The organism is Arthrobacter sp. NQ4 (assembly GCF_029077345.1).
Lineage (GTDB): Bacteria > Actinomycetota > Actinomycetes > Actinomycetales > Micrococcaceae > Arthrobacter.
In genome coordinates, this window is the sequence record NZ_JARETC010000001.1 from 622,561 (window position 1) to 647,807 (window position 25,247).

The 25,247-nt window shown below is 67.7% G+C and carries 24 protein-coding genes; 8 read left to right on the forward strand and 16 right to left on the reverse strand.

Features of this window, described 5'->3' with window-relative positions:
• Window positions 1–6 precede the first annotated feature (6 nt).
• The 8 genes from PUN51_RS02920 to PUN51_RS02955 form a co-directional block, all read right to left on the reverse strand.
• Window positions 7–1,515 carry an amino acid permease gene (locus tag PUN51_RS02920; RefSeq protein WP_275179848.1) on the reverse strand — a complete coding sequence of 503 codons (1,509 nt, stop codon included), beginning with the start codon at window positions 1,513–1,515 and terminating at the stop codon, window positions 7–9.
• A 15-nt stretch (window positions 1,516–1,530) separates the two neighbouring features.
• Window positions 1,531–2,832 (reverse strand): MFS transporter, encoded by a 1,302-nt coding sequence (locus PUN51_RS02925; RefSeq protein WP_275179849.1) that lies wholly within the window; start codon window positions 2,830–2,832, stop codon window positions 1,531–1,533.
• A 47-nt stretch (window positions 2,833–2,879) separates the two neighbouring features.
• Complete coding sequence (locus PUN51_RS02930; RefSeq protein WP_275179850.1) at window positions 2,880–4,046, reverse strand: amidohydrolase; 1,167 nt, start codon at window positions 4,044–4,046, stop codon at window positions 2,880–2,882.
• On the reverse strand, window positions 4,043–5,275 hold the full coding sequence (locus PUN51_RS02935; protein ID WP_275179851.1) for an aminotransferase-like domain-containing protein: 1,233 nt from the start codon (window positions 5,273–5,275) through the stop codon (window positions 4,043–4,045). Before PUN51_RS02935 ends, PUN51_RS02930 begins: the two co-directional genes overlap by 4 nt.
• The gene (locus PUN51_RS02940) at window positions 5,266–6,639 is read right to left on the reverse strand and encodes an NAD-dependent succinate-semialdehyde dehydrogenase (protein WP_275179852.1); all 1,374 of its coding nucleotides are present in this window, start codon (window positions 6,637–6,639) and stop codon (window positions 5,266–5,268) included. Before PUN51_RS02940 ends, PUN51_RS02935 begins: the two co-directional genes overlap by 10 nt.
• 31 nt (window positions 6,640–6,670) lie before the next feature.
• Window positions 6,671–8,329, reverse strand: coding sequence for a thiamine pyrophosphate-dependent enzyme (locus tag PUN51_RS02945; RefSeq protein ID WP_275179853.1), 1,659 nt, complete (start codon window positions 8,327–8,329; stop codon window positions 6,671–6,673).
• Between the two features lie 22 nt (window positions 8,330–8,351).
• A complete protein-coding gene (locus PUN51_RS02950) occupies window positions 8,352–10,010 on the reverse strand; it encodes an amidohydrolase (protein ID WP_275179854.1) in 1,659 nt (552 codons plus the stop codon).
• A 181-nt stretch (window positions 10,011–10,191) separates the two neighbouring features.
• Window positions 10,192–11,124, reverse strand: a complete 933-nt coding sequence (locus tag PUN51_RS02955) for a LysR family transcriptional regulator (protein ID WP_275179855.1) — start codon at window positions 11,122–11,124, stop codon at window positions 10,192–10,194.
• A 119-nt stretch (window positions 11,125–11,243) separates the two neighbouring features.
• Here PUN51_RS02955 and PUN51_RS02960 point away from each other — a divergent pair, with 119 nt between their 5' ends.
• On the forward strand, window positions 11,244–12,626 hold the full coding sequence (locus PUN51_RS02960; protein ID WP_275179856.1) for an MFS transporter: 1,383 nt from the start codon (window positions 11,244–11,246) through the stop codon (window positions 12,624–12,626).
• A gap of 26 nt (window positions 12,627–12,652) precedes the next feature.
• On the opposite strand, the gene PUN51_RS02965 is transcribed toward PUN51_RS02960, so the two are convergent.
• On the reverse strand, window positions 12,653–13,558 hold the full coding sequence (locus tag PUN51_RS02965) for a helix-turn-helix transcriptional regulator (RefSeq protein ID WP_275179857.1): 906 nt from the start codon (window positions 13,556–13,558) through the stop codon (window positions 12,653–12,655).
• 85 nt (window positions 13,559–13,643) lie between these two features.
• On the opposite strand from PUN51_RS02965, the gene PUN51_RS02970 reads away from it, so the two are divergent.
• The 4 genes from PUN51_RS02970 to PUN51_RS02985 all read left to right on the forward strand — a co-directional run bounded on the left by PUN51_RS02970 (window position 13,644) and on the right by PUN51_RS02985 (window position 17,077).
• Entirely contained in the window at window positions 13,644–14,525 is an 882-nt protein-coding gene (locus PUN51_RS02970; RefSeq protein WP_275179858.1) for an aldo/keto reductase, read from the forward strand.
• Window positions 14,526–14,538: 13 nt separating this feature from the next.
• Window positions 14,539–15,567, forward strand: coding sequence for an aldo/keto reductase (locus tag PUN51_RS02975; protein ID WP_275179859.1), 1,029 nt, complete (start codon window positions 14,539–14,541; stop codon window positions 15,565–15,567).
• A gap of 47 nt (window positions 15,568–15,614) precedes the next feature.
• A complete protein-coding gene (locus PUN51_RS02980; protein ID WP_275179860.1) occupies window positions 15,615–16,445 on the forward strand; it encodes an oxidoreductase in 831 nt (276 codons plus the stop codon).
• 194 nt (window positions 16,446–16,639) lie between these two features.
• A complete protein-coding gene (locus PUN51_RS02985; RefSeq protein ID WP_275179861.1) occupies window positions 16,640–17,077 on the forward strand; it encodes a hypothetical protein in 438 nt (145 codons plus the stop codon).
• 7 nt (window positions 17,078–17,084) lie between these two features.
• Here PUN51_RS02985 and PUN51_RS02990 read toward each other — a convergent pair whose 3' ends face one another.
• From PUN51_RS02990 to PUN51_RS03005, 4 genes are read right to left on the reverse strand one after another with little or no spacing between them, the layout of a single operon-like run.
• A complete protein-coding gene (locus PUN51_RS02990; RefSeq protein WP_275179862.1) occupies window positions 17,085–18,446 on the reverse strand; it encodes an FAD-dependent oxidoreductase in 1,362 nt (453 codons plus the stop codon).
• Window positions 18,447–18,458: 12 nt separating this feature from the next.
• Complete coding sequence (locus tag PUN51_RS02995; RefSeq protein WP_159633187.1) at window positions 18,459–18,869, reverse strand: arsenate reductase ArsC; 411 nt, start codon at window positions 18,867–18,869, stop codon at window positions 18,459–18,461.
• Window positions 18,866–19,567: an aquaporin gene (locus PUN51_RS03000; protein WP_275179863.1), complete on the reverse strand. Its 702-nt coding sequence runs from the start codon at window positions 19,565–19,567 to the stop codon at window positions 18,866–18,868. Before PUN51_RS03000 ends, PUN51_RS02995 begins: the two co-directional genes overlap by 4 nt.
• Entirely contained in the window at window positions 19,564–19,914 is a 351-nt protein-coding gene (locus tag PUN51_RS03005; protein WP_275179973.1) for an ArsR/SmtB family transcription factor, read from the reverse strand. Before PUN51_RS03005 ends, PUN51_RS03000 begins: the two co-directional genes overlap by 4 nt.
• A gap of 144 nt (window positions 19,915–20,058) precedes the next feature.
• On the opposite strand from PUN51_RS03005, the gene map reads away from it, so the two are divergent.
• Together map and PUN51_RS03015 are read left to right on the forward strand one after the other, a co-directional pair.
• A complete protein-coding gene (gene map, locus PUN51_RS03010) occupies window positions 20,059–20,832 on the forward strand; it encodes a type I methionyl aminopeptidase (RefSeq protein ID WP_275179974.1) in 774 nt (257 codons plus the stop codon).
• A gap of 66 nt (window positions 20,833–20,898) precedes the next feature.
• The gene (locus tag PUN51_RS03015) at window positions 20,899–21,819 is read left to right on the forward strand and encodes a phosphotransferase family protein (RefSeq protein ID WP_275179864.1); all 921 of its coding nucleotides are present in this window, start codon (window positions 20,899–20,901) and stop codon (window positions 21,817–21,819) included.
• 55 nt (window positions 21,820–21,874) lie between these two features.
• On the opposite strand, the gene PUN51_RS20805 is transcribed toward PUN51_RS03015, so the two are convergent.
• Both PUN51_RS20805 and PUN51_RS03020 read right to left on the reverse strand, forming a co-directional pair.
• The gene (locus PUN51_RS20805; RefSeq protein ID WP_374114912.1) at window positions 21,875–22,096 is read right to left on the reverse strand and encodes a PLDc N-terminal domain-containing protein; all 222 of its coding nucleotides are present in this window, start codon (window positions 22,094–22,096) and stop codon (window positions 21,875–21,877) included.
• A 112-nt stretch (window positions 22,097–22,208) separates the two neighbouring features.
• Window positions 22,209–22,727 carry a GNAT family N-acetyltransferase gene (locus PUN51_RS03020; RefSeq protein ID WP_275179865.1) on the reverse strand — a complete coding sequence of 173 codons (519 nt, stop codon included), beginning with the start codon at window positions 22,725–22,727 and terminating at the stop codon, window positions 22,209–22,211.
• 148 nt (window positions 22,728–22,875) lie between these two features.
• On the opposite strand from PUN51_RS03020, the gene PUN51_RS03025 reads away from it, so the two are divergent.
• Window positions 22,876–23,271: a hypothetical protein gene (locus PUN51_RS03025; protein WP_224026906.1), complete on the forward strand. Its 396-nt coding sequence runs from the start codon at window positions 22,876–22,878 to the stop codon at window positions 23,269–23,271.
• Here the strand turns inward: PUN51_RS03025 and PUN51_RS03030 are convergent.
• Window positions 23,240–25,216: an amino acid transporter gene (locus PUN51_RS03030; RefSeq protein ID WP_159633205.1), complete on the reverse strand. Its 1,977-nt coding sequence runs from the start codon at window positions 25,214–25,216 to the stop codon at window positions 23,240–23,242. The genes PUN51_RS03025 and PUN51_RS03030 overlap by 32 nt on opposite strands.
• Window positions 25,217–25,247 lie beyond the last annotated feature (31 nt).

Below are 25,247 nucleotides of genomic sequence, written 5' to 3' on the forward strand. Positions count from 1 at the left end.
GCAGAATCAGGACGCGCCGGCTCCTCCCTGGGGTGCGGGAGATCCGGCCTGTGCAGCCGCTTCATCACAGCCACGGGTACGTAGGGGCCGCCGCCGGTTTATCTCGTATCCGGCTGTAATCCCGGCGAGCAGGACCAGGGTGCCGGTCAGGCTCAGCCACCACGAGTCGCCGGCGCCCGGAAGGACCATGGACAGGAACACCAGGCCCAAGGCAGCAATCCCGATCCAGGAGGTCCACGGTGCACCTGGCATCCGGAAACCGACCACCGGCAGGAGACCCGCATTTTGGTGCCGGCGCAGCCGCAGCTGGCAGGCGAAGATGGTGATCCAGAGGACCAGGATGCACACGGCGCAGGCTCCCAGGGCGAGCTCGAACACGGAGGCGCCGCCAAAGAATGCCGTCATCAGCACGCCCAGGAAGTAGAACCCGGCGATGCCCGCCAAGGCGCCGGCGGGGACTCCGCGCTTGGTCATCCGGTCAGCGAACGCGGGCGCTTCCCCATTCGCGGCCAAGGTACGCAGCGCACGGACCGTTGCGTACAGGGTGGCGTTGATGCCTGAGATGGCCGCGGTGAGCACCACGAAGTTCATGACCGAGCCCAGCCATGGCAGGTTGAATCCGGACAGCGCCGTCACGAACGGCGACTCAGCTCCGCTGTAGTCGCTGGTGGGCCGGAGCATGGCCAGCACCAGCACGGACCCGATGTAGAAAACCACGATCCGAAACACAATGCTGCGGATGGCTTTGGGCATCACTGTCCGCGGGTCTTTGGCTTCACCGGCAGCGACGGCCGACAGCTCCACGCCGGAGTAGGAGAACACCACGCCCTGGCTCACCAGCGCCACCACCAGGATCCCGTTGGTGAAGAAGCCGTCCTGAACCAGATTGGCTGCGCCCGCGCCGGACTCCATGCCCATGGCTCCGCCGAAGAACACCAGCAGCAGGCCGGCGCCGATGAACATCAGGATGGCCACCACCTTGATGGAACTGGCGGCCACCTCGATAAAGCCGAACACGCGCGCCGAAAAGAGATTGGAGCCTACGATCACGCACCAGGCCACCAGCGCCGGGATCCAGGGCGGAACTTCCGGCCACCAGTACTGGACGTAGACGGAAACGGCGGCCACTTCCACAATCCCGAGCAGCGAGCCAAGGATTACCATGATCCAGCCGGTCAGGTGCGCCAGCCGGTCACCGAAGAACTCCCGGGCCCAGGAGACGAAGGAGCCCGTGGTGGGCCGGTGCATCACCAGTTCGCCGATGGCCCGCATGAGGAGGTAGGCGATGACCCCCGTGGCCGCATAGGCCAGGACCAGGGCCGGGCCGGCGGCGTGGAGCCGGGACCCCAGCCCCAGGAACAACCCTGTTCCCACTGCTCCGCCGATGGAGATCATCTGGATCTGGAAGTTGGACATGGTCTTGCGGTAGCCGGAATCGGCTCTTTCCACATAGGCAGCTGTCGCCGTTGACCCCGCTGCCGGGTCCTTGGGCACAGTGCCCTCGGAGAGATTCATGAGTTTCCTTAGACGTTAGAGGCGGATGCCGCGTGTTTCGGGCAGCCGTAGGATCACCAGCAGCGAGATGACCAGCAGCACCACTGCGTAGATGCCGAAGGCTGCCGGCATCGCCAGGCTGGCGAACAGGGTCTGCAGGTACGGTGCGGTACCGCCGAAGAGCGCCACCACGAAGGCGTACGGAACCGCCACTCCAAGGGTCCGCACCCGGGTGGGGAAGAGTTCGGCGTACACAGCGGGGCTGATAGCTGCGCCGGCTGCGAGGAAGGACAATTCAACAGCGGACGGGATAGCAAGCGACCAGAAATCCTGGCCGATCATGCCCTGCATGGGGAAGTACAGCACGGCAGCACCGATGCCGCCGATGAGCATCACCGGCTTGCGTCCTATCCGGTCCGACAGGATCCCCCAGAGCGGAAGCACGGCAATGAAGACGGCGTTCGCGGCCACACTGGCCCACAGAGCGGTACCGCGGTCCATGCCGTGCAGGGTCACTGCCTGGACGGGCGCGGTGACTGCCCAGGAGTAGTAGCAGACCGTCAGCCCCAGGGTCATTCCGATTACCTGGAAAGACTGCTTGCGGGCCCGGAGCATCTGCTGCCACAGGCTGTCGCGTGGCACCCCGGCGGGTTCGGACGCCGCTTCAAAGGCCGACGTTTCCTTCATGCGGCTCCGCATGAACAGCGCATACAGCCCAAACACCGCGCCCAGGGCAAACGGGACCCGCCAGCCCCACGCCAGCATGTCGGCCTGCGGCAAAACTACGGTGAGGACTGCGCCCAGCAGCATTCCGAACAGGATGCCGCAGGTGCCGGAGAAATAGATCAGGCTGGCCCACAGCCCGCGCCGTTCACGCGGCGCCACCTCGGCCACATAGGTTTGCGCCGCCGGCATTTCACCGCCATGCGCCAGGCCCTGGATGAGCCGGGTGAGGAGCAGCAGGATCGAGGCGAAAACGCCGACGGCGGCAAAGGTGGGCGTGAGTGCCAGCATCAGGCTGCCCAGGGACGCCAGACCCACCGAGAGGGTCATGGCGAACTTGCGGCCCTTGCGGTCGGCCAGCCAGCCGAAGAAGAAGCCGCCCACGGGCCGCGCCACAAAACCGACGGCGAACACCGCGAGCGTCGCCAGCATGGCTGAGACGGGATCTTTGTTGTCGAAAACCTGGCCGGCGAAGAAAGGGGCGAAGGATGCGTAGATGGCCCAGTCGAACCATTCCAGGGCATTTCCGACGCCGATGCCGAAGACGGTGCGGGCACCCGCCCGCAGTGTGGACTGCTCCGCGGAGGCGGCTGCAGTTGTATTGAAGGTGGACATGGTGTGCCTCAGTTTTTCTGTGAAGGCAGTGCAGGAAGGTATTGCGGTCAGGTATCCAGCAGCCGGGTGCGCTGCCGCGGGTCGGTAGCCAGGTCGATGCAGGTGAACGCCATCGCCAAGGCACCGTCCCGGACCGCCTGGTCGCCTGCGGGTGAGGCGGCGTAGCGGGCGAAGGCCTCGTTGTGGATGGGTGGACATCCGTCGCCGAGGCTGATCATGGGGTGGATGGAGGGGAAGGACTGGGAGACGTTTGCCATGTCCGTGGAGCCGCCGCGCCTGTCGCTGCGGCTCATGGTGCGGCCCAGGCGGCCCGCATTGGCGGCGAAGAGCTGGGCCATGGGCTGGTCATTGCGCATGTCCGCATAGGTCCGGCCCACCTGTTCGATGTGCAGCGCGGCGCCGGTGGCCACGGCCCCGGCGCGGAGGCAGCGCTCCAGGACGGCGGTGACACTTTGGAGTGACAGGACGTCATGGGCCCGGACCATCCACTTGCCGGAGGCGGTCTCCGGAATAATGTTGGGCGCCGTTCCGGCGCCGTCCACGCTGCCGTGGATCTGCTGGCCCGGTTCGAGCTGCTGGCGTGCCAGGCCGACGGCGGTCAGGGCCACCGTCAGGGCGTCCAGGGCGTTGATGCCGTCCCACGGGGCAGCCGAGGCGTGGGAGGCACGGCCCTCATACCGGACCGCAAAGCCGGAGCAGGCGTAAGGGTGCATCTCGTATTCGTCCACGTTGCCGGGATGGACCATCATGGCCGCGTGGGTGCCGTCGAAGTCCCCCTGTTCCAGCATGACGATCTTGCCGCCGCCGTTTTCTTCAGCCGGGGTGCCCAGCAGCCGGACAGTGATGTCCAGCTGGTCGGCCAGCGGGGCCAGGGCCACGAAAGCTCCCAGCGCGGCGGCAGCGATGACGTTGTGTCCGCAGGCGTGTCCCACTCCGGGCAGCGCGTCGTACTCGGCGCAGATGGTCAGGACCAGGGCGCCCGTGCCTGCTTCGGCGCGGACCGCCGTCGGAAGTTGTCCCAGCCCGTGGGTGACCCGGGCGTTGGGCACGGCCCTTAGTTCCCCTGCGAGCCAGGTGGAGGCATTGACCTCTTCCCACCCGGTTTCGGGGTTCTCATGCAGGCGGTGGCTGAAGCCCAGGATCCGGTCGAATTCGGAAGCCAGGGCCGCCTCAGCCTTGGCTTTCAGCCCGTCCGTCAGGCCATCCGCGTTCATGCCCGGCCACCCTTGGCGGCAGCGGCGGTGAAGACCTCACCCAGAATGGCGCCGCCCTGGCGGATCTGCTCCAGGGTTGGCAGGCAGAACGAGAGCCGGAGCTCGTTGTGGCCCCTGCCATTGGTGTAGAAGGCAGTGCCCGGAACGTAAACCACGCCGCGGTCGATGCATTCGTGCACCAGCGCCTCGGTATCGATGCCGTCCGGGACGGTGACCCACAGGTAGAAACCGCCGGTGGGCAGGTTCCAGCGGGTGCCTTCGGGCATGACCTGCTCCAGCGTCTCCACCAGGACCTGGAACTTTTCCCTGTACAGGGAGCGGTATTCGTCGAGCTTGGCCTCCCAGGCGGGGTCATCCAGGTAGCTGCTCAGGAGCATCTGGTTGAACACCGGCGGGTTGAGCAGGGTGGTCTCCGAGGTGTTGAGGAAGTGGGTGTACAGCGAGGCCGGCGGCAACACCCAGCCCAGCCGCAGGCCGGGTGCGATCATCTTTGAAAATGACCCGAAATACATGGTGATGTCCGGGAAGTCCGGCTGGATGGCGGGCAGGGTGGTGCCGTCGAAACCCAGCAGGCCGTATGGGTTGTCCTCGAAGATCAGCAGCCCATTGGCGCGGCAGATCTCTCCCACCCGGCGGCGGCGCTCCACGGAGAGATTCACCCCGCCGGGGTTCTGGAAGTTGGGGATGGTGTAGAGGCCCTTGGCGGTGCGGCCCGAGGCCCGGACAGCCGCGATGGCATTTTCCAGTTCCTCCGGGACCAGGCCGTCCGCGTCCATGGGGATGTGCACAAGGTCCGCTTCATAGCCGCTGAACACCGCCATTCCCCCGGCGTAGGACGGGGCCTCGGCGAAGATGACGTCGCCGGGATTGACCAGGATCCGCGCCGCCAGGTCCAGCGCCTGCTGGCTGCCGGCGGTCACAACCACCTCGTCGGCTCCGGCGGTGATGCCTTCCAGCGCCATCAGGGACACGATGTGTTCGCGGAGTGCGGGCAGGCCCTGGCTGGCACCGTATTGGAGGGCCACGGGACCGGCTTCGGCCAGGATCCGTGCGGCCGAGGAAGCCAGCGCGTCGAATGGCAGGGCGCCCAGGTACGGGGCGCCGTTGGCGAAGGAGATCATGCCCGGACGCTGCGCGGCGCGGAACACCTTGCGCACTTCCGAGGGCCGGGCAGCGCGGACGCGGTCAGCGAGGGCAGCGTCGGTGATGGATTCAGCGGTTACTTGCATGTCTTGACCAGCTTCCGGTTGACGAATTCCTCCATGCCGTACTTGCCCAGCTCCCGGCCCACGCCCGAGCGCTTGATGCCGCCGAACGGCAGTTCCGCAGCGGTGCCGGGGGCCTCGTTGATGTAGACCATGCCGCAGTCCAACTGCGCGGCGATCTGGTGCGCCCTGGCGATGTCATCCGACTGCACCACGGCCCCGAGCCCATAGGCGGAGTTGTTGGCCAGCGCCACAGCGTCCGCCTCGGAGGAGACCTTGTACAGAACAGCGACCGGCCCGAACAGTTCCTCGGAATAGGCGCGCATCCCCTCCGTGACGCCGGTGAGGATGGTGGGCTGGTACCAGGCCCCTGGCCGTTCCAGCCGGGAACCGCCGGTGAGCACCGTGGCGCCCTTGGCAACGGCGTCGTCCACCAGGGCGGCAACACCCTCGACGGCGGCGGGCGAGGACAGGGGGCCCATGAACGTGTCCGCCTTGGTGGGGTCGTCCGGGGTGATGCCGGCGACGGCGGCGGTGAACTTGGCCACGAATTCGTCCTGCACCCCTTCGGTGAGGATGATGCGCTTGGCGGCGTTGCAGGCCTGGCCCGCGTTGCCGAAGCGGCCGAACATGGCCTGGGTGACCGCACGGTCCACATCGGCCGAGTCCAGGACCAGGAACGGATCCGAGCCGCCCAGTTCGAGCACCACCTTCTTCAGGTGGCGGCCCGCGACCGCGGCCACGGCGGAGCCCGCACGCTCCGACCCGGTCAGGGACACCCCGGCCACCCGGGTATCGGCGATGATGTCCGCCACCTGCTCGTTCGTGGCGAAGATGTTGACATAGGCACCCTCCGGGACGCCGGCGTCGGTGAAGAGTTCCTCCATGGCCAGCGCGGATTCCGGGCATTGCGGGGCGTGCTTGAGGAGGATGGTGTTGCCGTTCATCAGGTTGGGTGCGGCAAACCGGGCCACCTGGTAGTACGGGAAGTTCCAGGGCATGATGCCCAGCAGCGTGCCCAGGCCCTCCTTGCGGACCACCGCTGTGCCGCCGCCCTCCACGTCCAGCTCCTCGTCCTGCAGGAAGGCCGGGCCGTTGGCGGCGTAGTACCGATAAATGGACACCACGATGTCCACCTCGATCTGCGCCTGGAAGATGGGCTTGCCCATCTCACGGGTGATGATCGCGGCGAGCTGGTCGCGGCGATCCTGGTAAAGGTCGGCCACCCGGTTCAGTACCCGGACGCGGTCCTCCACAGGGCTGGTGCGCCAGCTGCTGAAGGCCTTGTCCGTGGCGGCCAGGGCGTCCTGGACCTGTTGGTCCGTGGCGGTTGGGTATTCAGCCACGAGCTCCCCCGTGGCGGGGTTGGTGACGGCGTACTTGGTCACAGTGGTTCTCCTTGGGGTCTGGGTACCCGGGTTACGGGAGGGCAATGAGCTGGTCGGTGATGACATGGATGAGCGCCGGCCGGCCCTGTTCCTGGACGGCTTTGAGGGCTCGTTCGACGGCGGATGCGGCCTGCCCGTCGGAGGTGACGGTTTCGCCGTGGGCCCCGAAGGCGCGGGCCAGGGCTGCGAAGTCCGGGTTCTCCAGCTGGGTGCCGCTGATGCGCCCCGGGAAATGGGCTTCCTGGTGTGAGCGGATGGTGCCGTACTGGCCGTTGTCCATCACGATGGCGAGCAGCGGGGCGCCGTACTGCGCGGCGGTGGCCATTTCCTGGCCGTTCATCAGGAACTCACCGTCTCCGCACACTGCCACGGCCAGCCGGTCCGGGCTTTCCAGCGAGGCGGCGACTGCGGATGGGATGGAGTAGCCCATGGAGCCGTTGCGGGTGCCCAGCTGGGCGGGGAATTCGGTGGTGGGCAGGTAGTTCTGGGCCCAGGCGCAGTGGTTGCCGGCGCCGAAGGTGCTCACCACGTCGTTCGGGAGCCGTCGGACCAGCTCGCCCATCACGACGGACATGTGGGCGGTTCCTTCCCGGGTGTCCGGCAGGGTGGCGTAATCCGGCACGGTGGCCAGTTGTTCCTGTGCCTGGCGGCCCGCGGAACGCCAGGCGTCCCACTCCCCCGCGAGCCCAAAGTTCATGCCGTCCACAGCCCGGGCGAACGCCACCGGTGAGGCGAGGATGTGGCTGGTGACGGCGCCCGACCGGCCGCGGAGCGACGTATCGATGGTCACCAGGATGTTCACGGCATCCGGGGACTGGCGCAGCGTGAAGCCGTCCGTGGGGACGTCGGTGGGGACTGCCCCGATGGCCAGCAGCACATCCGCTTCCTCGAACATCCTGGCGGCGGTGTCCGTGCGGCCGTAGCCCAGGGAGCCCGCGTTGACCGGAGAGGTGGACGGTATGCGGTCAGCGGCGTGCCAGTCCTGGATGACGGGGATGCCGTTGGTTTCGGCGAAGCGGGTGATGGTGGCAGCAGCTTCCGGGGTCCAGCGCTGCCCGCCGGTGAAGATCAGCGGCTTCCGGGCAGAGGCAACGGTCTGTGTGAGGTGCTCCAGTTCGTGTGGGGAGACCGCCCCTTCCGTGACGGCGATGGGTTGGTGCAGGGGGCCGGTGAATTCGTGGGTGATGACGTCCTCGGGGAGTCCTACGATGACGGGGCCGGGGCGGCCGGACTTGGCGGCGAAGAAGGCCTCGGCGACAACTTCGGAGGCGCGACGGGCCTCGTCCAGGACGAAGACGCGCTTTGCCTGCGTGCCGAACCAGGCGTGGGGATCGAACTCCTGGAAGGACTCCCGCATCCGATCGGCGGTGGGGATCAGGCCCACGAAAAGGACCATGGGGGTGCCGTCCTGCCAGGCGCTGTGGATGGCGACGAACGCGTTGGCGGCGCCGGGTCCGCGGGTCACCAGGGCCACGCCGGGCTCCCCGGTGAACTTGCCGTGGGCTTCTGCCATGTACGCGGCGCCCCCTTCCTGGCGGCACACAACGGTTTCGATGGCTGCGCCGTGCAGGCCGTCCAAGACGGCCAGGTAGCTCTCGCCGGGGACGGCGAAGACGCGTTTGACGCCGTGCAGGGCCAGGGAATCAACGATGGCCTGGCCTGCGTGGGCCGCGGCGGTGGGGTGTTGCATTTGGAAGCTCCTTGGTGGGTTTTCAGCGGGTGGAGTGGACGGGCCTGCCGGCAACGAAAGTGCCGGTGACCTTCACATCGCGGATGTTCCGGGCGTCCACCCGGTAGAGGTCCTCGGACAGGGTGACGAAGTCCGCCAGCATGCCGTGGGAAAGTGTGCCTTTGTACTGTTCTTCGTGGACGGCGTAGGCACTGCCCACGGTGTAGGCGCGCACCGCCTGCGCCACGGTGATGCGTTCTTCCGGGCCAAAGTCCGCGCCCGAAGCCGTCCGGCGGTTGACCAGATCGTGAATGTTCAGGATGGGGCTGGCGTCCACCACGGGAGCGTCGGTGCTTGCGGGGATCTCCATCCCGGCGTCCAGCAGGCCTTTGACCCGGTAGATGGAGGGGACCCGGTCCTGCCCGACGGCGCGGACCACGCCGTCGCCCAGTTCGGAGATGAACCGGCCCTGCGGGACTCCGACGAGTCCCAGTGCTGCTGCCCGTTTGAGCTGGAGGTCGCTGGCGGTGCTGAGGTGTTCGATCCGGTGCCGGGTGTCCGGCCGTGGGTGTTGCCGCTGGGCATCTTCGAGGATGTCCATAACGACGTCCAGGGCCGCGTCGCCGATGGCGTGCACGGCGACCTGCCAACCCGAGCGGTGGGCCCCGGTCAGCCAGTCCCGGAGGTTGTCCGCTGGGAATTGGAGCATGCCGCGGTTGGAGATTCCGGCAGCGTCGTCGGCCGGGTAGTCGCAGCACATGAATGCGCTGCGGCCGATCATGGAGCCGTCGGACAGGATCTTGACCGGCCCGATGCGGAGCCATTCGTCCCCGAGCCCTGAACGGAGGCCGAGGTCAAGGCCAAAGGGTGCGCCGGCTGCCTCGTCGGCGTTGCCTGTCAATGGATGGAGGGCGGTGAGGTAGGGCATCACGGTGGCGCGGACGCCCAGCCGGCCGGTGTCCCGGGCCAGCTGGTAGCCCGCCACGTCCACGGCGCTGTGCCCGATATGTGCAGGGGCACCCAGGCCGGGTTCGGTGATGCTGGTGATGCCCAGGTCCAGGGCCACGCGGCTGCCGGCACCCACCATGGCGGCGACATCTTCAGCGGTCTTGCCCGGTATGGCGGCGGTGACCAGCGCCCGGGCCGTTTCCTGAAGAAGTCCCGCGGCATTGCCGTTGGCATCCTTGGCCACGGCGCCGCCGTCGGGCACGGGGACGTTGCGCCGCCCGGGGAATCCGGCGCGCTCGAACGCCTCCGTGTTGGCCACGCCCATGTGGCGGGAATTGTGGATCAACCAAACGGGATGGCCCTGGCTGACCCGGTCCAGCATCTCGGCGGTGGGGTGTGTGTCCCCCAGATAGTTCTGGTCGTAGCCGGCGCCGATCACCCAGGCACCGGGGGGAGCATCTCTGCAGGCTTGGCCGACGGCGGCCAGCACCTGGTCCATGCCGGTCACCGCGGCGGGGCGCAGGTCAACCTGCAGCTGGGCCTCGCCCAGGTAGGTCAGGTGGAGGTGCGCGTCGTTGAATCCGGGGACGACGGCGGCTGCGCCCAGGTTGTGCACCTCACGGAATGACGTGGCTGGCAGTTCGTTGTCCAGGCTGATGATTCGGCCGTTGTGGACGCCAAGGCTGTGTGCCGTTGGACAGGCCGCGTCCTGGGTGTGGATCACACCGTTGGTGAACAGCGCGTCAAAAAGCATCCTTGCCTCCGGGTCCTGATGGGGTGACGCCGATGTGTCCGGCGTCTCGTTTCATCAAGTAGAGCGGAGGGTTTCTATGCTGTCTAATGCGAAAAAAGTTTCTCTACCATGCCTAAAAAGCATGCTGACCTGTCAGCGGCTGAAGGGTGGAGGGTCGGCTGCGGTGCTTGTTCCTGGGCTACTACTGGCCTCCGTCCTCGGTCGGCCGGAGGGTAGCACCCTGGCTGTTGAGGAAGTCGCGGATGCGGCCAGCGATGCTCCGGATGAGGTCCGCGGCGTAATGGCTGGGAAGCCAGGCGGCATGCAACGGAAGCTGCAGCACGGCGCCTGTTGCGCCGCCGCCGTCCCGCCCGTTGGTGCTGATCAGCAGGGGGTGCGCGCCGTAGTGCGGGAGATCTGTGGTAACCCCCGCCCCGCGGCCCGCGGCGGCGAGCGCTTGAATGGAGAGTCCGTCCTCGCACTCGTGGATTTCCACCGGTGCGAGGCGCTGCTGGTTCAGGGCGTCGTCCAGCATGTAGCGGCTGACGCTGCTGTGCGACGGCAGGATCAGGGGAGCTCCCGCCAGCTCAGCCAGGTCCACCTGCGTTCGCCCCTCCAACGCCCAGGGGTGGTCCGGGCCCACATAAGCCTTGAGCGGGATGCTGCCCAGGTCCAGGGATTCCAGGTCCGGTTTTTGCGGCGTCGGCGCGATGATCAGATCCGCGCCGTGCAGCAGCGTTTCGTGGATGCCGAAGTGCGTGGTTTCGCGGGCCAGCAGCAGTGGGTCCCGGGGGCTGGTGGTGGCGATGAAGGGGGCAAGGAATCCGCGGATGGAGGCTGTGGTGGCGGCGACGGTAAGGGTGGCCACCTCACCGCTGCGCAGGGCCGTAACCGCTTCCTCCGTCGCACGGGTCTGCTGGATGAGGCGGCGGGCCAGATCCACGAAGGAGTGGGCCGCCTGGGTGAGGACCAGCCGGTTGCCGCGCGTCTCGAACAGCGGCATCTTAATTTCACGCTCCAAAGTGCGGAGCTGGCGGCTCAGGGCTGGCTGTGCGATTCGCAGCTCCTCCGCCGCCGCCGTAACCGTGCCGGCATCCACTACAGCCAGGAAGTATTCGAGTCTCCGGTAGTTCATCCGCTAAGCATGCCTAGACGGCATGGTCTTGCGCAATAAAAAGTATTGGTAAGCATGGGCTGGTTGACCCTACTCTCAATGCAGTCGATCTTCCGTTTGCAGCAGAGAGGACACCTGGCATGCCTACAGGTTCCACCACTGGCACCCCGGCGGGAGCCGGCGTTCCGCACACACGTCCCGGCCCGGCGTCGTCAACTGCTACCCGTGGCGATTCCGGTGGGTCCCCCGCCTCCGGATCTTCGCCGGGGAAGGTGGTGGCGGCCGCCTTCATCGGCACAGCCCTGGAGTGGTACGACTTCTTCCTCTTTGGCACCACCGCTGCGATCGTATTCGCGCCGTTGTTCTTCCCGGGCTCCGATCCGGTGGCATCCACCGTCTCCGCGTTCCTGAGCTTTAGCGTGGCCTTCGTTGCCCGGCCCATCGGCGCCGTGATCTTCGGCCACGTGGGTGACAAGTATGGCCGCAGGGGCGCCCTGGTGGCCACCGTGATGATGATGGGCGTGGCGTCGGCCCTCATGGGCCTGCTGCCCACCTATGCAACGGCCGGCATCGTCGCCCCCATCCTGCTGACCCTGCTCCGCGCCGTCCAGGGTGTGGCCACGGGCGGCGAATGGGGCGGCGCCACGCTCATGGCGGTGGAGTACGCGCCGGAACGCCGGCGTGCGCTGTACGCGGCACTGGTCCAGCTGGGTTCACCGGTGGGCACGCTGTTGTCCACGGCCGCGATCACCCTGGTAACCCTACTGCCCAAGGATGCATTCATGTCCTGGGGCTGGCGCCTGCCCTACCTCGCGTCGCTGATCCTGGTGGGAGTTGCCCTGTGGATGCGGTGGAAAATCGAAGAGACACCCGTGTTCCGCGAGCTGGAGGAATCCGAAGACACCCGGAAAGCACCCCTGCTGCAGCTCATCAAGGCAGCACCCGGCCGGCTGGCCATCGGCGTTGCCGCCTACCTCGTAGGCAACGCCGGCTTCTTTATCCTCACGACGTTCATGATCAGTTACGTCACGCGGGTGCTGGGCCTGGCGCCGTCGGTCATTCTTACTGCCATGACGGTCGGCGCCGTGGTGCAAATGGTGGTCACCGTCCTGGCCGGGTTTGCTGCCGACCGGTTCGGGGCCGCCAGGACCGCGATTGCCGGCTACGTGGTGTTCATCGCCCTCGGCTTCCCCATTTTTGCGCTGGTGGACACCAGGGATCCGGGGATGATCACGCTGGCCATGGTCTTGGCGTTCGGCCCCTGCGGCATCACCTATGCCATTATCGGGGCCCTGTTGGAGCGCCTGTTCCCGGCCAACGTGAAGTACTCAGGGATGGGGCTGTCCGCAAACCTGTCCGCGGTGATCGCTGGTTTTATGCCAGCCTTGGCCACCCTCTTCCTGACCGTGTCAGGCAACGCCTCCTGGGGTCCGGCCACGCTCCTGGTCATCGTCGGCTTGATTTCCCTGGCCGGGGCCATCGCCGCCGCCCGCATCATCCGCAAGGACGGCGCCGGCGACTAGTTTGGCTGCCAATGGTGCCGGCCGGATCAGCCGTCCCGGGCGGGCACCCCGGGCGCGGGCTGCGCCCCTCCGCCCTGCGCGGCTGCCTGCTGCGTCGCGGCCCAGCTAGCCAGGACCTTCAGTGAGTCCTCGGAGGGCGTGCCGGGCTCGGCCGTGTAGATGTTGATCCGCAGGCCAGGATCCGCGGGAAGCTCCATCGCCTCATAGGTCAGGTCCAGATCCCCGACGATCGAGTGGTGCAGCCGTTTCCGGCCCGTGCGGTGGTACTTCACATCGTGCCGGGCCCAGCGGATCCGGAACTCCTCGCTGCGGGTGGACAGCTCGCCGATCAGGTCGGACAGGTCCTTGTCGTACGGGTTCTTCCCGGCGGTGGACCGCAGGACGGCCACGATGTCGTCCGCGCTGCGCTCCCAGTCCCGGAAGAACTCCCGTGCCTTCGGATTCAGGAAGGTGAACCGGGCGCTGTTGGGCGGGGTGCCGGCGTCGGCCATCATCTCCAGGTACAGGGCCCGGCCCAGCTCATTGGAGGCCAGGACGTCGCCGCGGTCGTTGCGGACCCAGGCGGGCGCCGTCGTGATCGCGTCGATCACCCGCTGCACGCTGGGGCGCACGGTCAGGGGGCTCCGCTTCCGCCGCACCCGCGGGGCTGCGGTGGCCGCGCGGGCCAGGTCGAAAAGGTGGGCCGCCTCGGCGTCGTCCAACTGCAGCGCCCGCCCCAAGGCCTCCAGGACGCTGTCCGACGCGCCCGAAAGGTTCCCCCGCTCCAGCCGGATGTAGTAGTCGATGCTGAGGCCCGCAAGCATGGCCACCTCCTCCCGCCGGAGCCCCGCCACGCGCCGGTTGCCGCCGTACGCCGGCAGCCCGGCGTCCTCCGGGGTGAGCCGGGCGCGGCGGGAGGTCAGGAATTTCCGCACGTCCTCGCTGTTGGTCATGCCCCCACGCTACGCCCCGGGCAGGCAGCGAAGGAGGGACTGGCAAGCCCTCCCACAAACCCGCGCGCCGAAATAGCGTGGAGGCATGGAACTGAAACTCAACAACGGAATCACCATGCCCGTACTCGGCCTGGGCGTTTTCCAAAGTCCCCCGGAAGAGACGACGGCGGCCGTCCAGACAGCGCTCGAGGTGGGCTACCGGCACATCGACACCGCCGCCGCGTACGGCAACGAGCGCGAGGTGGGCGAAGGCATCCGCCGGTCCGGGCTGCCGCGCAAAGAGGTCTTCATCGAAACGAAGGTGTGGGTCAGCGACTACGGCTACGACGAGGCACTGCACGCCTGGGACAAGGCGGTGGGCAAGCTGGGCGTGGAACAGCTGGACCTGCTCATCCTGCACCAGCCCGCGCCGGACCGGATGGAAAAGACCGTCGCCGCGTACAAGGCCCTGGAAACCCTGCTCAAGGACGGGCGTGTGCGGGCCATCGGCGTCAGCAACTTCATGCCGCACCACCTTCAGCAGCTGCTCGCCGAGACAGACACCGTCCCCGCCGTGAACCAGATCGAGCTGCACCCCTACTTCCAGCAGCGGGAGGTCCAGTCAGCGGACGCGGAGCACGGCATCCTGACCCAGGCGTGGTCGCCCATCGGCGGCATCACCTTTTATCCGGGGTGGGGCGAGAACCGGAAGAACGTCATGCGGGACCCGGCGATTGCCGCCGTCGCGAAGGCCCACGGCAAGACGCCCGCGCAGGTGATGCTCCGCTGGCACCTGCAGCAGGGCCGCTCCGCCATCCCCAAATCCACCAACCCGGCCCGCATCGCGGAGAACTTCGACGTGTTCGGCTTTGAGCTGTCCCCGGCGGAGCTCCAGACCATCGACGCCCTGGACACCGGCGTCCGCAGCGGACCGGACCCTGATGTGGCCCGCCCGGAGCGGTTCGCCATGGTCATCCCGGAAGCCTAAAGGAGAAGCAACTATGGAATACCGCCCGCTCGGCCGCACCGGTGTGCAGGTCAGCCCCCTCTGCCTGGGCGCCATGATGTTCGGCCCCTGGGGCAATGACGACCGCGCCGACGCCACCCGCATCATCCACCGCGCCCTGGACGCCGGCATCAACTTCATCGACACCGCGGACGTCTACTCCGGCGGCGCTTCGGAGGAGATCGTCGGCGAAGCGATTGCGGGAAAGCGCGACGACGTTTTCCTGGCCACCAAGTTCTTCATGCCCATGGACGAAAAAGACCCCAACCAGCGCGGCGGCTCGCGGCGCTGGATCATGCGGGAGGTGGAGAACTCACTGCGCCGGCTCAACACCGACCACATCGACCTCTACCAGGTCCATCGGCCCAGCCCGGACACTGATGTTGGGGAAACCCTGGGCGCCCTCACCGACCTGGTCCGGCAGGGCAAGGTCCGCTACATCGGCTCCTCGTCCTACTCCGGCTCCCAGATCGTGGAGGCGCAGTGGGCGTCCCGCGAGCGCAACCTGGAGCGGTTCGTCACGGAGCAGCCGCCGTACTCCATCCTGGCCCGCGGCATTGAGGAGGACGTCCTCCCCACGGTGGAGCGGCACGGGATGGGCACCCTGACCTACAGCCCGCTGGCCGGCGGCTGGCTCTCCGGCCGGTGGCGGAAGGACTCCGCGTCCAGGCCCGCCTCGAGTGCCCGGCCCAGCGCCCGGTTCGACATGACCCAGCCCGCCAACCAGCGCAAGCTGGACATCGTGGAGGAGCTCGCCCAGGTGGCCGAATGGGCAGGCGTCACGATGATCGAGCTGGCCATCGCATTCGTGATCAACCACCCCGGCGTCACGGCCGCGATCGTGGGGCCCCGCACCATGGAGCAGCTCGAGTCGTACCTCCCCGCCGCGGACACCAGGCTTGCCCCCGAGGTCCTGGACCGCATTGACCAGCTGGTGGCCCCCGGCGTCACCGTCAACCCCGACGACAACAGCTACGGCGCCCATGAACTGACAGCACAGGCACGACGGCGGCACCGGCCTTAAGTGCCGCTTCCCGCCTTACTACCCACTCCCCTATGAAAGGAAAACCCATGGCAACGTGGCTCATCACAGGCTGCTCCACCGGACTTGGCCGGGCACTCGCGGAAACCGTGCTCGCATCCGGGCACAACGCCGTCGTCACCGCCCGGAACGTCGAGGCAGTCCAGGACATCACCGCCGGCTTCCCCGACACCGCACTGTCCCTCCCCCTCGACGTGACGGACAAGGCGCAGATCACCGCCGCCGTGAAGGCAGCCGAGGATAAGTTCGGCAGCATCGACGTCCTGGTGAACAACGCCGGCTACGGTTACCGCGCCGCCGTGGAGGAAGCGGACGACGCCGACATCCGCCGCCTCTTCGACACCAACTTCTTCGGCGCAGTGGACATGATCAAGGCCGTGGTCCCCGGCATGCGCGCCAACAAGTCGGGGTCCATCCTGAACATCTCCTCCATCGGGGCGCGCATCACCCCGGCCGGCTCGGGCTACTACGCGGCCACCAAGGCAGCGCTGGAGGGCATGTCCGGATCGCTCCGCAACGAACTGAAGCCGCTGGGCATCAACGTCACCGCCATCGAGCCGGGCGGCTTCCGCACCGACTTCGCCGGCCGCTCGCTCACACAGTCTACGACGGCGATCGGGGACTACGCGGACACGGCCGGCAAGCGCCGCAAGGAAGTCGACACCGCCCACGGGAACCAGCCCGGGGACCCGGACAAGGCAGCCAAGGCGATCCTCGCCGTCGTCGATTCCCCCAACCCGCCGGGCCTGCTGGTCCTGGGCACGGACGCCTTCGGTGCATTCGGCAAGGTGGCCGAGGCCCAGCGCGCCGAGCTGGACCAGTGGCAGGAGCTGAGCACCAGCACGGACATCACCGACTAACCCAACTAGGTCGCAGTTGTTGTCGTTCTGGGGCGTCAAAACGACAACAAATGCGACCCAGTTGGGGAACTGGAAACCCTGGGCCGCAACGAAATCGGGCATCGCAAAATCGAGTACCCGGTACTCATGACAGGGCGCACGCCCGGTGCGAGAGTGAATTCCTCACGTTCCACCACTCCGCAAGAGGAACCAGCATGGCAGCCATACGACGCCGCTCAGCCGGCAAGGGCGCCGGCGCTATCGGGTGCGCCCCCTTCTTCGTCCTCATCGTCGTAGCCCTGATCATCCAGTACTGGTGGGTCCTGCTGATTGCTGCAGGTGTGGTTGGGCTGACTGTGGCGCTGGTCCGCTCCGCCAATGCCCCGGCCCGCCCGGCGAAGGTGCCACCACCACCCAGGCCGCAACCCGTGGCTGCCCCGCCCCGCGTGGTCCCCACCGGCGAAGACCTGACGGCCCAACTGCGGGCCCACAAACGGATAAGCCGCGTACGGGACATGCAGGAATGGGACTACGAGTGGATCCGGCTGGCCCACCCGGGGAAGAGTCTGCGCGAAGTCAACGACATCGCAAACGCCCATTTCTCCCGCGGCCGATCCATCGGCATCAACTGGGGTGACCCGTCGGCTCCCTAAGGCACGCCTACGCGTCCGCCGGTTCGCTGCTGCGGCCGTGCTGCAGTCCGGTGGCAAAACCGATCGTCACCGGCATCGGGGCGGAGCAGCAGGTGTCCGCGCCAGCATCCCCGGCGTCGTCCGGAACGGACGTGGAGCACACGCCGGTTTCCGGAAGTTCAAGTTCGACGGCGTCCGCGGCTGCGGTGTCCCCGGCCAGGGCGGCGGCGATGGAGCGGACCTGCTCGTACCCGGTGGCCATGAGGAACGTGGGCGCGCGGCCGTAGGACTTCATGCCCGCCAGGTAGAAGTCCTTTTCCGGCTGCTCAAGGATCCGGGCGCCGTGGGCAGGAACGGTGCCGCAGCTGTGGAAATCCGGGTCGATCAGCGGGCCCAGGGCCTTGGGTGCCTCGACGGCGGGGTCCAGGTCCAGCCGCAGCTCGGACAGCATGGCCAAATCCGGGCGGAACCCCGTGGCGGGAATGACCCGGTCCACCGACACGGACCGGCCGTCCGCCGCGTGCACGGTCAGGGCGTCGCCTCGAACGTCGATGGACGCCGTGTGGAAGCTGGTCAGGAGCCGGACAGCGCCGCTCTCGACGGCGGTGCGGAGCCGGGCCCCGAGCTGGCCGCGGGCGGGCAGCTGGTCGGCGTCGCCGCCGCCGTAGGCCCGGGCCGGGGTGGCGGCGCGGATGGCCCACAGGACTTCAGTGCCAGGGTTGGCGCGGGCCACGCGGGCCAGGTCCAGCACCATGTTGGCGGCCGAATGCCCGGAGCCGATGACCAGCGTGCGGCGGCCGGCAAAACCACCAGCGGAAACGTCCGGCAGGGGGCCTGTGACCAGCCCGGCTGCACGCGCCTCGGCCTCACCCGGAACGGCCAGGCCGGACGATCCCAGCGGCGCCGGGCTGCTCCAGGTACCGGACGTATCAATCACGGCGCGGGCCAGCACCTCGGTGACCTGGCCGCCGTCGTGTCCTATGCGAAGGAGGAACGGGGCACTGTCACGGCCCTGGCTGCGGCCCTTGTCCATGCCCTGCCGGGTGACGGCAACAACCCGGGACCCGGTCCGGATCCGGTCCTTGAGCTCCGGCGTCGCGGCAAGCGGCTCAAGGTATTCGGAGACGATCTGCGACCCGTACGGCAGCGCGGTGGGCCGTGGAGCTTCCCAGCCGTGGCGCTCCAGCAGCCGCACCGAGGCGGGGTCCACGTTGTACTTCCAGGTGGAGAACACGCGGACGTGCCCCCATTGACGGATGGTTGCCCCGACGGCGGGACCTGCCTCGAAGACGAGCGGTTCCAGCCCGCGTTCCAGCAGGTTCGCGGCGGCGGCCAGGCCTACGGGTCCGGCGCCGATTACGGCTACGGGCAGTGACTCCTGTGATGTCATGGCGTCAACCTTTCAGGCCGAAGCGGGGATAAGGGAGGCGATCAGGGCTTCGACGCGGCCCTTGATCTCGTCGCGGATGGGCCGCACGGAGTCGACGCCCTTGCCGGCGGGGTCCTCCAGGACCCAGTCCTCGTAGCGCTTGCCCGGGAAGTAGGGGCACTCGTCGCCGCAGCCCATGGTGATCACCACGTCGGAATCCTTCACGGCCTCAGTGGTGAGGACCTTGGGGATCTCGGCAGACATGTCGATGCCCACCTCGGCCATCGCCTCGACGGCGGCCGGGTTGACCTTCTCGGCCGGCTGCGATCCGGCGGAGCGGACCTCGATGGCGCCCTTGGACAGCGTGGTGAGGAAGGCGGCCGCCATTTGGGACCGGCCCGCGTTGTGGACGCAGACGAACAGGACGGAGGGCTTCTGGCTCATGAGAGCACCTTTCGGTCAGCCGTGGCGACGGCGGGAGTTGCGAGGGGTGGGTAAAGGAACCGGACCAGGACGTACCCGGCGGCGCCGCCCAACAGTTGGGCGAGGATGAAGGCAGGGGCCGACGACGGCGCGATGCCGGCGAAGGTGTCCGTGACCGTCCGGGCGATGGTCACGGCGGGGTTGGCGAAGCTGGTGGAGCTGGTGAACCAGTACGCTGCGGTGATGTAGCCGCCGACGGCGAAGGCGACCCGGTCTGCCCGGCCGGAGCGCACGGTGCCGAAGATGACCACCAGCAGCCCTACGGTGGCGATGAGCTCGCCCAGCCAGAGCGCGGGACCGGTGCGGACGTGAGTTGAAACCGTGACCGCGTCAAGCCCGAACATCAGGTTGGCCGCCACGGTGCCGGCCAGGCCGCCCAGAACCTGCGCGGCCACTAACGCCGCGGTGGTCCCTGTATCGATCAGGCCCAGGGCCCGTTCCACCAGGGTCACCACGGGATTGAACGACGCCGAGACCGGCTGGAGTGCCACGATCAGGGCCACCAGCGCGGCACCCGTGGCGAGGCTGTTCTGCAGAAGCTGCAGCCCGGCGTCGTCCGGTGAAAGCCGCGAGGCCATGACGCCCGAGCCCACCACGGCCATCACCAGGAACGCGGTGCCCACGAACTCCGCGGCAGCTTTGCGGCCCAGCACACTCACGCTGCCTGCCCGCCGATCAGGGCCGCCAGGTTCTGCAGCGCCTCGGTCCGGGCCCGGTAGTAGACCCACACGCCGCGCTTCTCCCGGTCCAGCAGCCCCGCCTCGTGCAGGATCTTCAGGTGGTGGCTGATGGTGGGCTGGGACAGCTCGAAGGCATCGTTCAGGTCGCAGACGCAGGCCTCGCCGCCCTCATGGGAGGCAACCAGGGACATCAGCCGCAGCCGGACAGGATCGGCCAGCGCCTTCAGCAGTGGGACGACTCCTTCCGCTTCCGGCTCGGTCAACGGCTCGCGCGCAAGCGGCGAGCAGCACGCCGCGGCTGCCACAGGGGTCAGTTTCAGGGACATAGACACACATAAATATTTACATTCATCTATGTCTTTGGCAATCCCCATATTTTCCCGCTGATTACGCTCTTCCCTTGCGGCGCGCGGAGAAAGGACAAATAGGATGGCCCGTAGATTTACCGGCCGGAGATGAAGGGCGCCACCATGATCGAGATCCTGAACCCCGCTGAAGTGGCCCGCGCCCGGGAGACCGGCGCCCTGGTGGCGGACATCCTGCAGGCCATGAAGAGCCGCGCCACGGTGGGCACCAACCTCCTGGACATCGACCAGTGGACCAAGGAGATGATCACCGAGGCCGGGGCCGAATCCTGCTACGTGGACTACGCCCCGTCGTTTGGCCGGGGCCCGTTCGGGCACTACATCTGCACGGGCGTCAACGATGCCGTGCTGCACGGACTCCCCCACAACTACGACCTGGCCGACGGCGACCTGCTGACCCTGGACCTCGCCGTCGTCAAGAACGGGATGGCCGCCGACGCCGCCATCAGCTTCATTGTGGGCGAATCACGCCCGGCGGAGAGCGTGGCCATGATCGAGGCCACCGAGCGGGCGCTGGCCGCCGGAATCGCCGCCGCGGGGCCGGCCGCGAAGATCGGCGACATCTCCTACGCCATCGGCCGGGTCCTCAGCGATGCGGGATATCCGGTCAACACGCAGTTCGGCGGCCATGGGATCGGGTCCACCATGCACCAGGATCCGCACGTCCCCAATACGGGGCGGCCCGGCCGCGGCTTCAAGCTGCGGCCCGGGCTGCTGCTGGCCCTGGAGCCGTGGATCATGGCGGACACGGCGGAGCTGGTAACGGACGACGACGGCTGGACCCTCAGGAGCGCCACCGGCTGCCGGACGGCACACACCGAGCACACCATCGCCATCACCGAGGACGGCGCCGAGATCCTGACCCTGCCCTCGCGGTAGGAGCTATTCCGTCCCCACCACGTTCACCTCGGGCATCGACCAACCGCCGCCTCCTAAAATGGGGAGGTGAACCTTTCGCATCTCGGCGTGCCCGTCGGGCCGATGATTCGCGTCCATGGCGGGTTCGCCAACCGGATGTACCGGCTCGACACTGACGATGGGTCGTTCGCGGTGAAGGAGTTGAACCTGGTCGATCGCCGCTGGCCCTATCGCATCAAGGACGTGCTCCGGTTTGAGCGGGCCGCCTTCGCTGCCGGCATTCCGATGCCAGAGCCGATTTCGGCCAACCACAACACACTCGTTCACCGATGGGTCGACGGCGGGAAGGCCGAAGCGCCGGTGTCGGCGAGCTACGCGTTTGAGATCGGTGAGATTCTCGCGCGTATCCATTCGCTCGACGTCGGGTGGAGCGACGCGTTGATCGAGGAGCAGGCGTCAAGGGACTGGGCTGAGCTCGCCGTCCAGGCGGCGGCGACCGGACAACCGTGGGCTGCAGAGCTCGCCTCCCAGGTCGAAACGTTCCTCGCGATTGCCCGCTTCGTTGACACCTGCAACCGGCCAGGCCCAGTCGTTCTGACGCACAGAGACATCCAACCGTGGAACCTGCTCGCTCGAGAGGGCCGGCCGGTGGTGCTCGACTGGGAACTCTCGGGGATGCTCGACCTGTCCGGCGAGCTCGGATCGACCGCGCTGAGCCTTGCGAAGGGGCCCGGCGTCGATGACATCAGGCCCGCCATTTTCCGCTCGGTTCTCGACGGCTATGTGGCGGGGGGCGGAACGCTGCCGCCGCAGGGTCCAAGCTGGTTTGCGTTCATAATCGGCGGCTGGCTGGGGCACACGAGGTGGAACATCCTCCGGTGCCTCGCCGGTGTTGAGGCAAGCACCGGGCCAGACCTCGCGCTGTCGCATGAGTCCGTGCGCGACGGGGTGCGTGGCCTCCCCGACTTGTTCTGCCGGCTTCCGGATCTCGAGGCGTTGCTGGGGTGACAGTGAACTGCGCCGCCGGCAATTCCGCCCAAGCTATGTGCGGGCTGCACGAGGTTCAGCGATGAACTCCAGGCAGCCGGGGGCGGCCTGCTGCGAGCCACGCCAACCCGCCCACCACACTTCCAAAGACGAGGAGAACCAGCCAGGTGTCCCTGCTGAAAGTTCGCATCTCCCGTTCGTCGGTTTGGATGAAGTCGACCAGGCTATACACCCATATGGCCAGGCACGGGATGAGGACCAGCCAAGGCAACCATGAGGCGGCACCTGCCATGTTCATAGGATCAGTATGCGTCAATCACCCCTCCACCGCAGCAGGTGAGTCGGCTATCGCGTGCTGAACCCTGGGCGGACGCGGCGCAGAGATCCGGACCCTGCCCTCGCGGTAGGAGCTATTCCATCCCCACCACGCCGCTGCGGCGTTCCAGCAGCAGCGTGTCCTGCCAGTGCCCGGCCTTGGGGCCGTTGCTGATCTGCGCAATCCGCTCCCGGGTCCCCACCACCCGGAAGCCCAGCTTTTGGTGCAGTGCCAGGCTGGCGGCGTTCTCGGGAAAGATGCTGGACTGGATGGTCCAGATGCCCGCCGCCTCCGTGGATTCGATCAGGGCCGCGAGGAGGAGCCGGCCCACGCCCCGGCCCTGGGCCTGCGGGTCAACATAAATGGAGTGCTCCACCAGCCCCCGGTACACCTCACGGGAGGAAACCCGGGACACGGCGGCCCAGCCCAGGACCCGCCCCGCATCCCCGGCGACGATCCGGTGCTCAGGCAACCGCACGGCGTCGAACGCTTCCCAGGTGGGCGGCTCGCTCTCGAACGTCGCCTCCCCCGTGGCAATGCCGGCGGCGTAAATTGCGTGGACGGCGTCCCAGTCATCGGGGCACATGGGGCGGATGGTTACGGGGCTGTCCATGGATCCCATTATGGTGTGGCGCCCGCGGGCCACCGCCCAGGCAGGCGGCGGCGTAAAAAATTCGTCAATAAAACAGCCCTCCCGCCCCGATTCCACCCGTGCGGCCCTTTGATGGAGGCATAGGCAGGCATGAAGCCAGGGAGGGCAGATGCGGTGGGATGAGGAGCCAGCGGACCGCGGCAGGGTCAAGTTCGCCGCATCCGCCGACGCCGTGGAGGGCTACGGCGGACGCGGGCTGAACGGCCGCGCCCTTCATCCTGTGGCCGGCTACACCTTCCCGGACCAGGACGGGGACCCGTGGTGGGTCATCTTCCAGCCCTGGCCCTCAGCCGGCCCGCATCCGCACCGGGTTCCCGGCGACATCCTTGCCTGCAACGATTCCTACGGCGACATGGTGCACGTTGTGGTGCTCGCGGCAGGCGTATGGGAGGACGACGCCGAGGCAGCCTTCAGCGCGAACGCCCCTTCCAGCCTGGCGGACGCCGCCCGGGTTGCGGCCGCGGTGGAGCCCATCAGCCGACGTGGACCCAGGGCCGCTGGGTAACGTCCGGTACGGCCTCGCGCAGCACCTCGCGGGTCACCGGCGCGATCTCGCCCTCGCCCAGGAACAGGAACCGGACCAGGTTGGTGATGGGGTTCCCCTCGGTCCAGCGGAAGTAGATGTGCGGCATCAGGCCCGTGACGTCCCGGATGTGCAGCAGCACAGAGGCGATGGTGTTGGGCACCACCGGGCCGTGGACTTCCAGGATGTGGTACCCGTGCCGGTTCACGCCGCGGACGTGCAGTTCGGTTTCGAAATCCGAGGAGTCGTCCACGACGACCTCCAGGAACAGGGCGTCACCTGCCAGCGGGAGGTGGCTGACCTCGATGGCTGACTCGAGTTTGTCCCGGTAGGCCTCCGCGGACATCCGCAGCGGCTCGTGGGCGATGATGGCGATGGGCCCGTCCAGGGCGCTGGACATGAACTCCAGGGCCTGCTGGTCCAGGTGAACCCGGGTCGCATGCAGCTCGAAGGAACGGCGGACCCGGGACAGCAGCGAGATGACGATGATGCCGAGGATGAAGATGGCGGCGATCCGGATGCCCTCGGGCCGTTCGAAGATGTTGGCCACCGTGGTGTACGCGAACACGACCGAAATGACGCCGAAGCCCACCGTGAGGTTCCGCTGCCTCCGCCGGCGCGCCGAGAGCGTGACGGCCACCGCGGCGGAAGTCATCAGCACCAGGACGCCGGTGGCGTACGCGCCGCCCTGGGCGTCGACGTCGGCGTTGAAGATGAAGGTGATCAGGAAGCCGATCAGGGTGAAGACGAGGACCAGGGGCCGCACAGCCTTGGCCCAGGCCGGAGCCATGCCGTAGCGCGGGAGGTACCGCGGCACCAGGTTCAGCAGCCCTGCCATGGCCGAGGCGCCGGCGAACCAGAGGATGCCGATGGTGCTGATGTCATAGACGCTGCCGAAGCCCACACCCAGGTATTCGTGCGCCAGGAAGGCCAGGGCACGGCCGTTGGCCTGGCCGCCGGGCTGGAATTCCTGTTCCGGGATCAGAACCACGGTGATGAAGCTGGTGGTCAGCAGGAAAACGCTCATGATCACAGCGGCGGTGGTGAGCATGCGCCGGGCGCCCCGGATGCGGCCTGCGGGGTTCTCCTCCGTGTCGTCCTCAGCGCCCCGCACCTGCGGCATCACGGCCACGCCGGTTTCGAAGCCGGAGAGGCCCAGGGCCAGCTTGGGAAACACCAGCAGCGCGATGGCCACGGCCATGACCGGGTTTCCGTGCGACACCCACAGGTTGGTCCACCAGTCCCCCGTGGCCGCGGGGTGCGTGAGCACCTGCGCCAGGGTGGCGACCACCACCACGGCGTTCAAGCCCAGGTAGAGAACCACCAGGACCACCGCGACGCCGATGGCTTCCTTGAATCCCCGCAGGAACACCGCTGCCAGCAGGGCCAGCAGGAAGAGCGTCACGGGGACGTTCTGGGTCTGGAGCCAGCCCGGCGCCACGGGATTGCCCAGCAGGTGCGCGGTGGCGTCGGCGGCCGAGAGGGTCATGGTGATCATGAAGTCGGTGGCGGCGAACCCCAGGAGGACCAGCACCAGGAGCTTGCCGCCCCACCGGGGCAGCAGCCGCTCGAGCATGGCTATGGAGCCTTCACCGCGGGGGCTTTCCCCGGCGACCCTGCGGTACACCGGCAGGGCGCCGAGCAGGGTCACCGCCACCAGCACCAGGGTGGCCAGCGGGGAGATGACCCCTGCGGCCAGCGCGGCGATGGCCGGCTGGTAGCCCAGGGTGGAGAAGTAGTCCACGCCCGTCAGGCACATGACCTGCCACCACGAATGCTTCTTCTCGTGCTGCGTCGGCACGCCGCCGGGACCCGGGTGGGCGCCCTTGCTGTCCTGCAGCCCAAACAGCAGCCAGTCCTGGAGCGCCTTCCTGCCGTGGGCGTGGGGCGCGGACGGATCCGCCGGGGGCCTGCTCAACGTGGTCATGTCTGCCTTTCCGCGCTGCCCTTTGCATCGC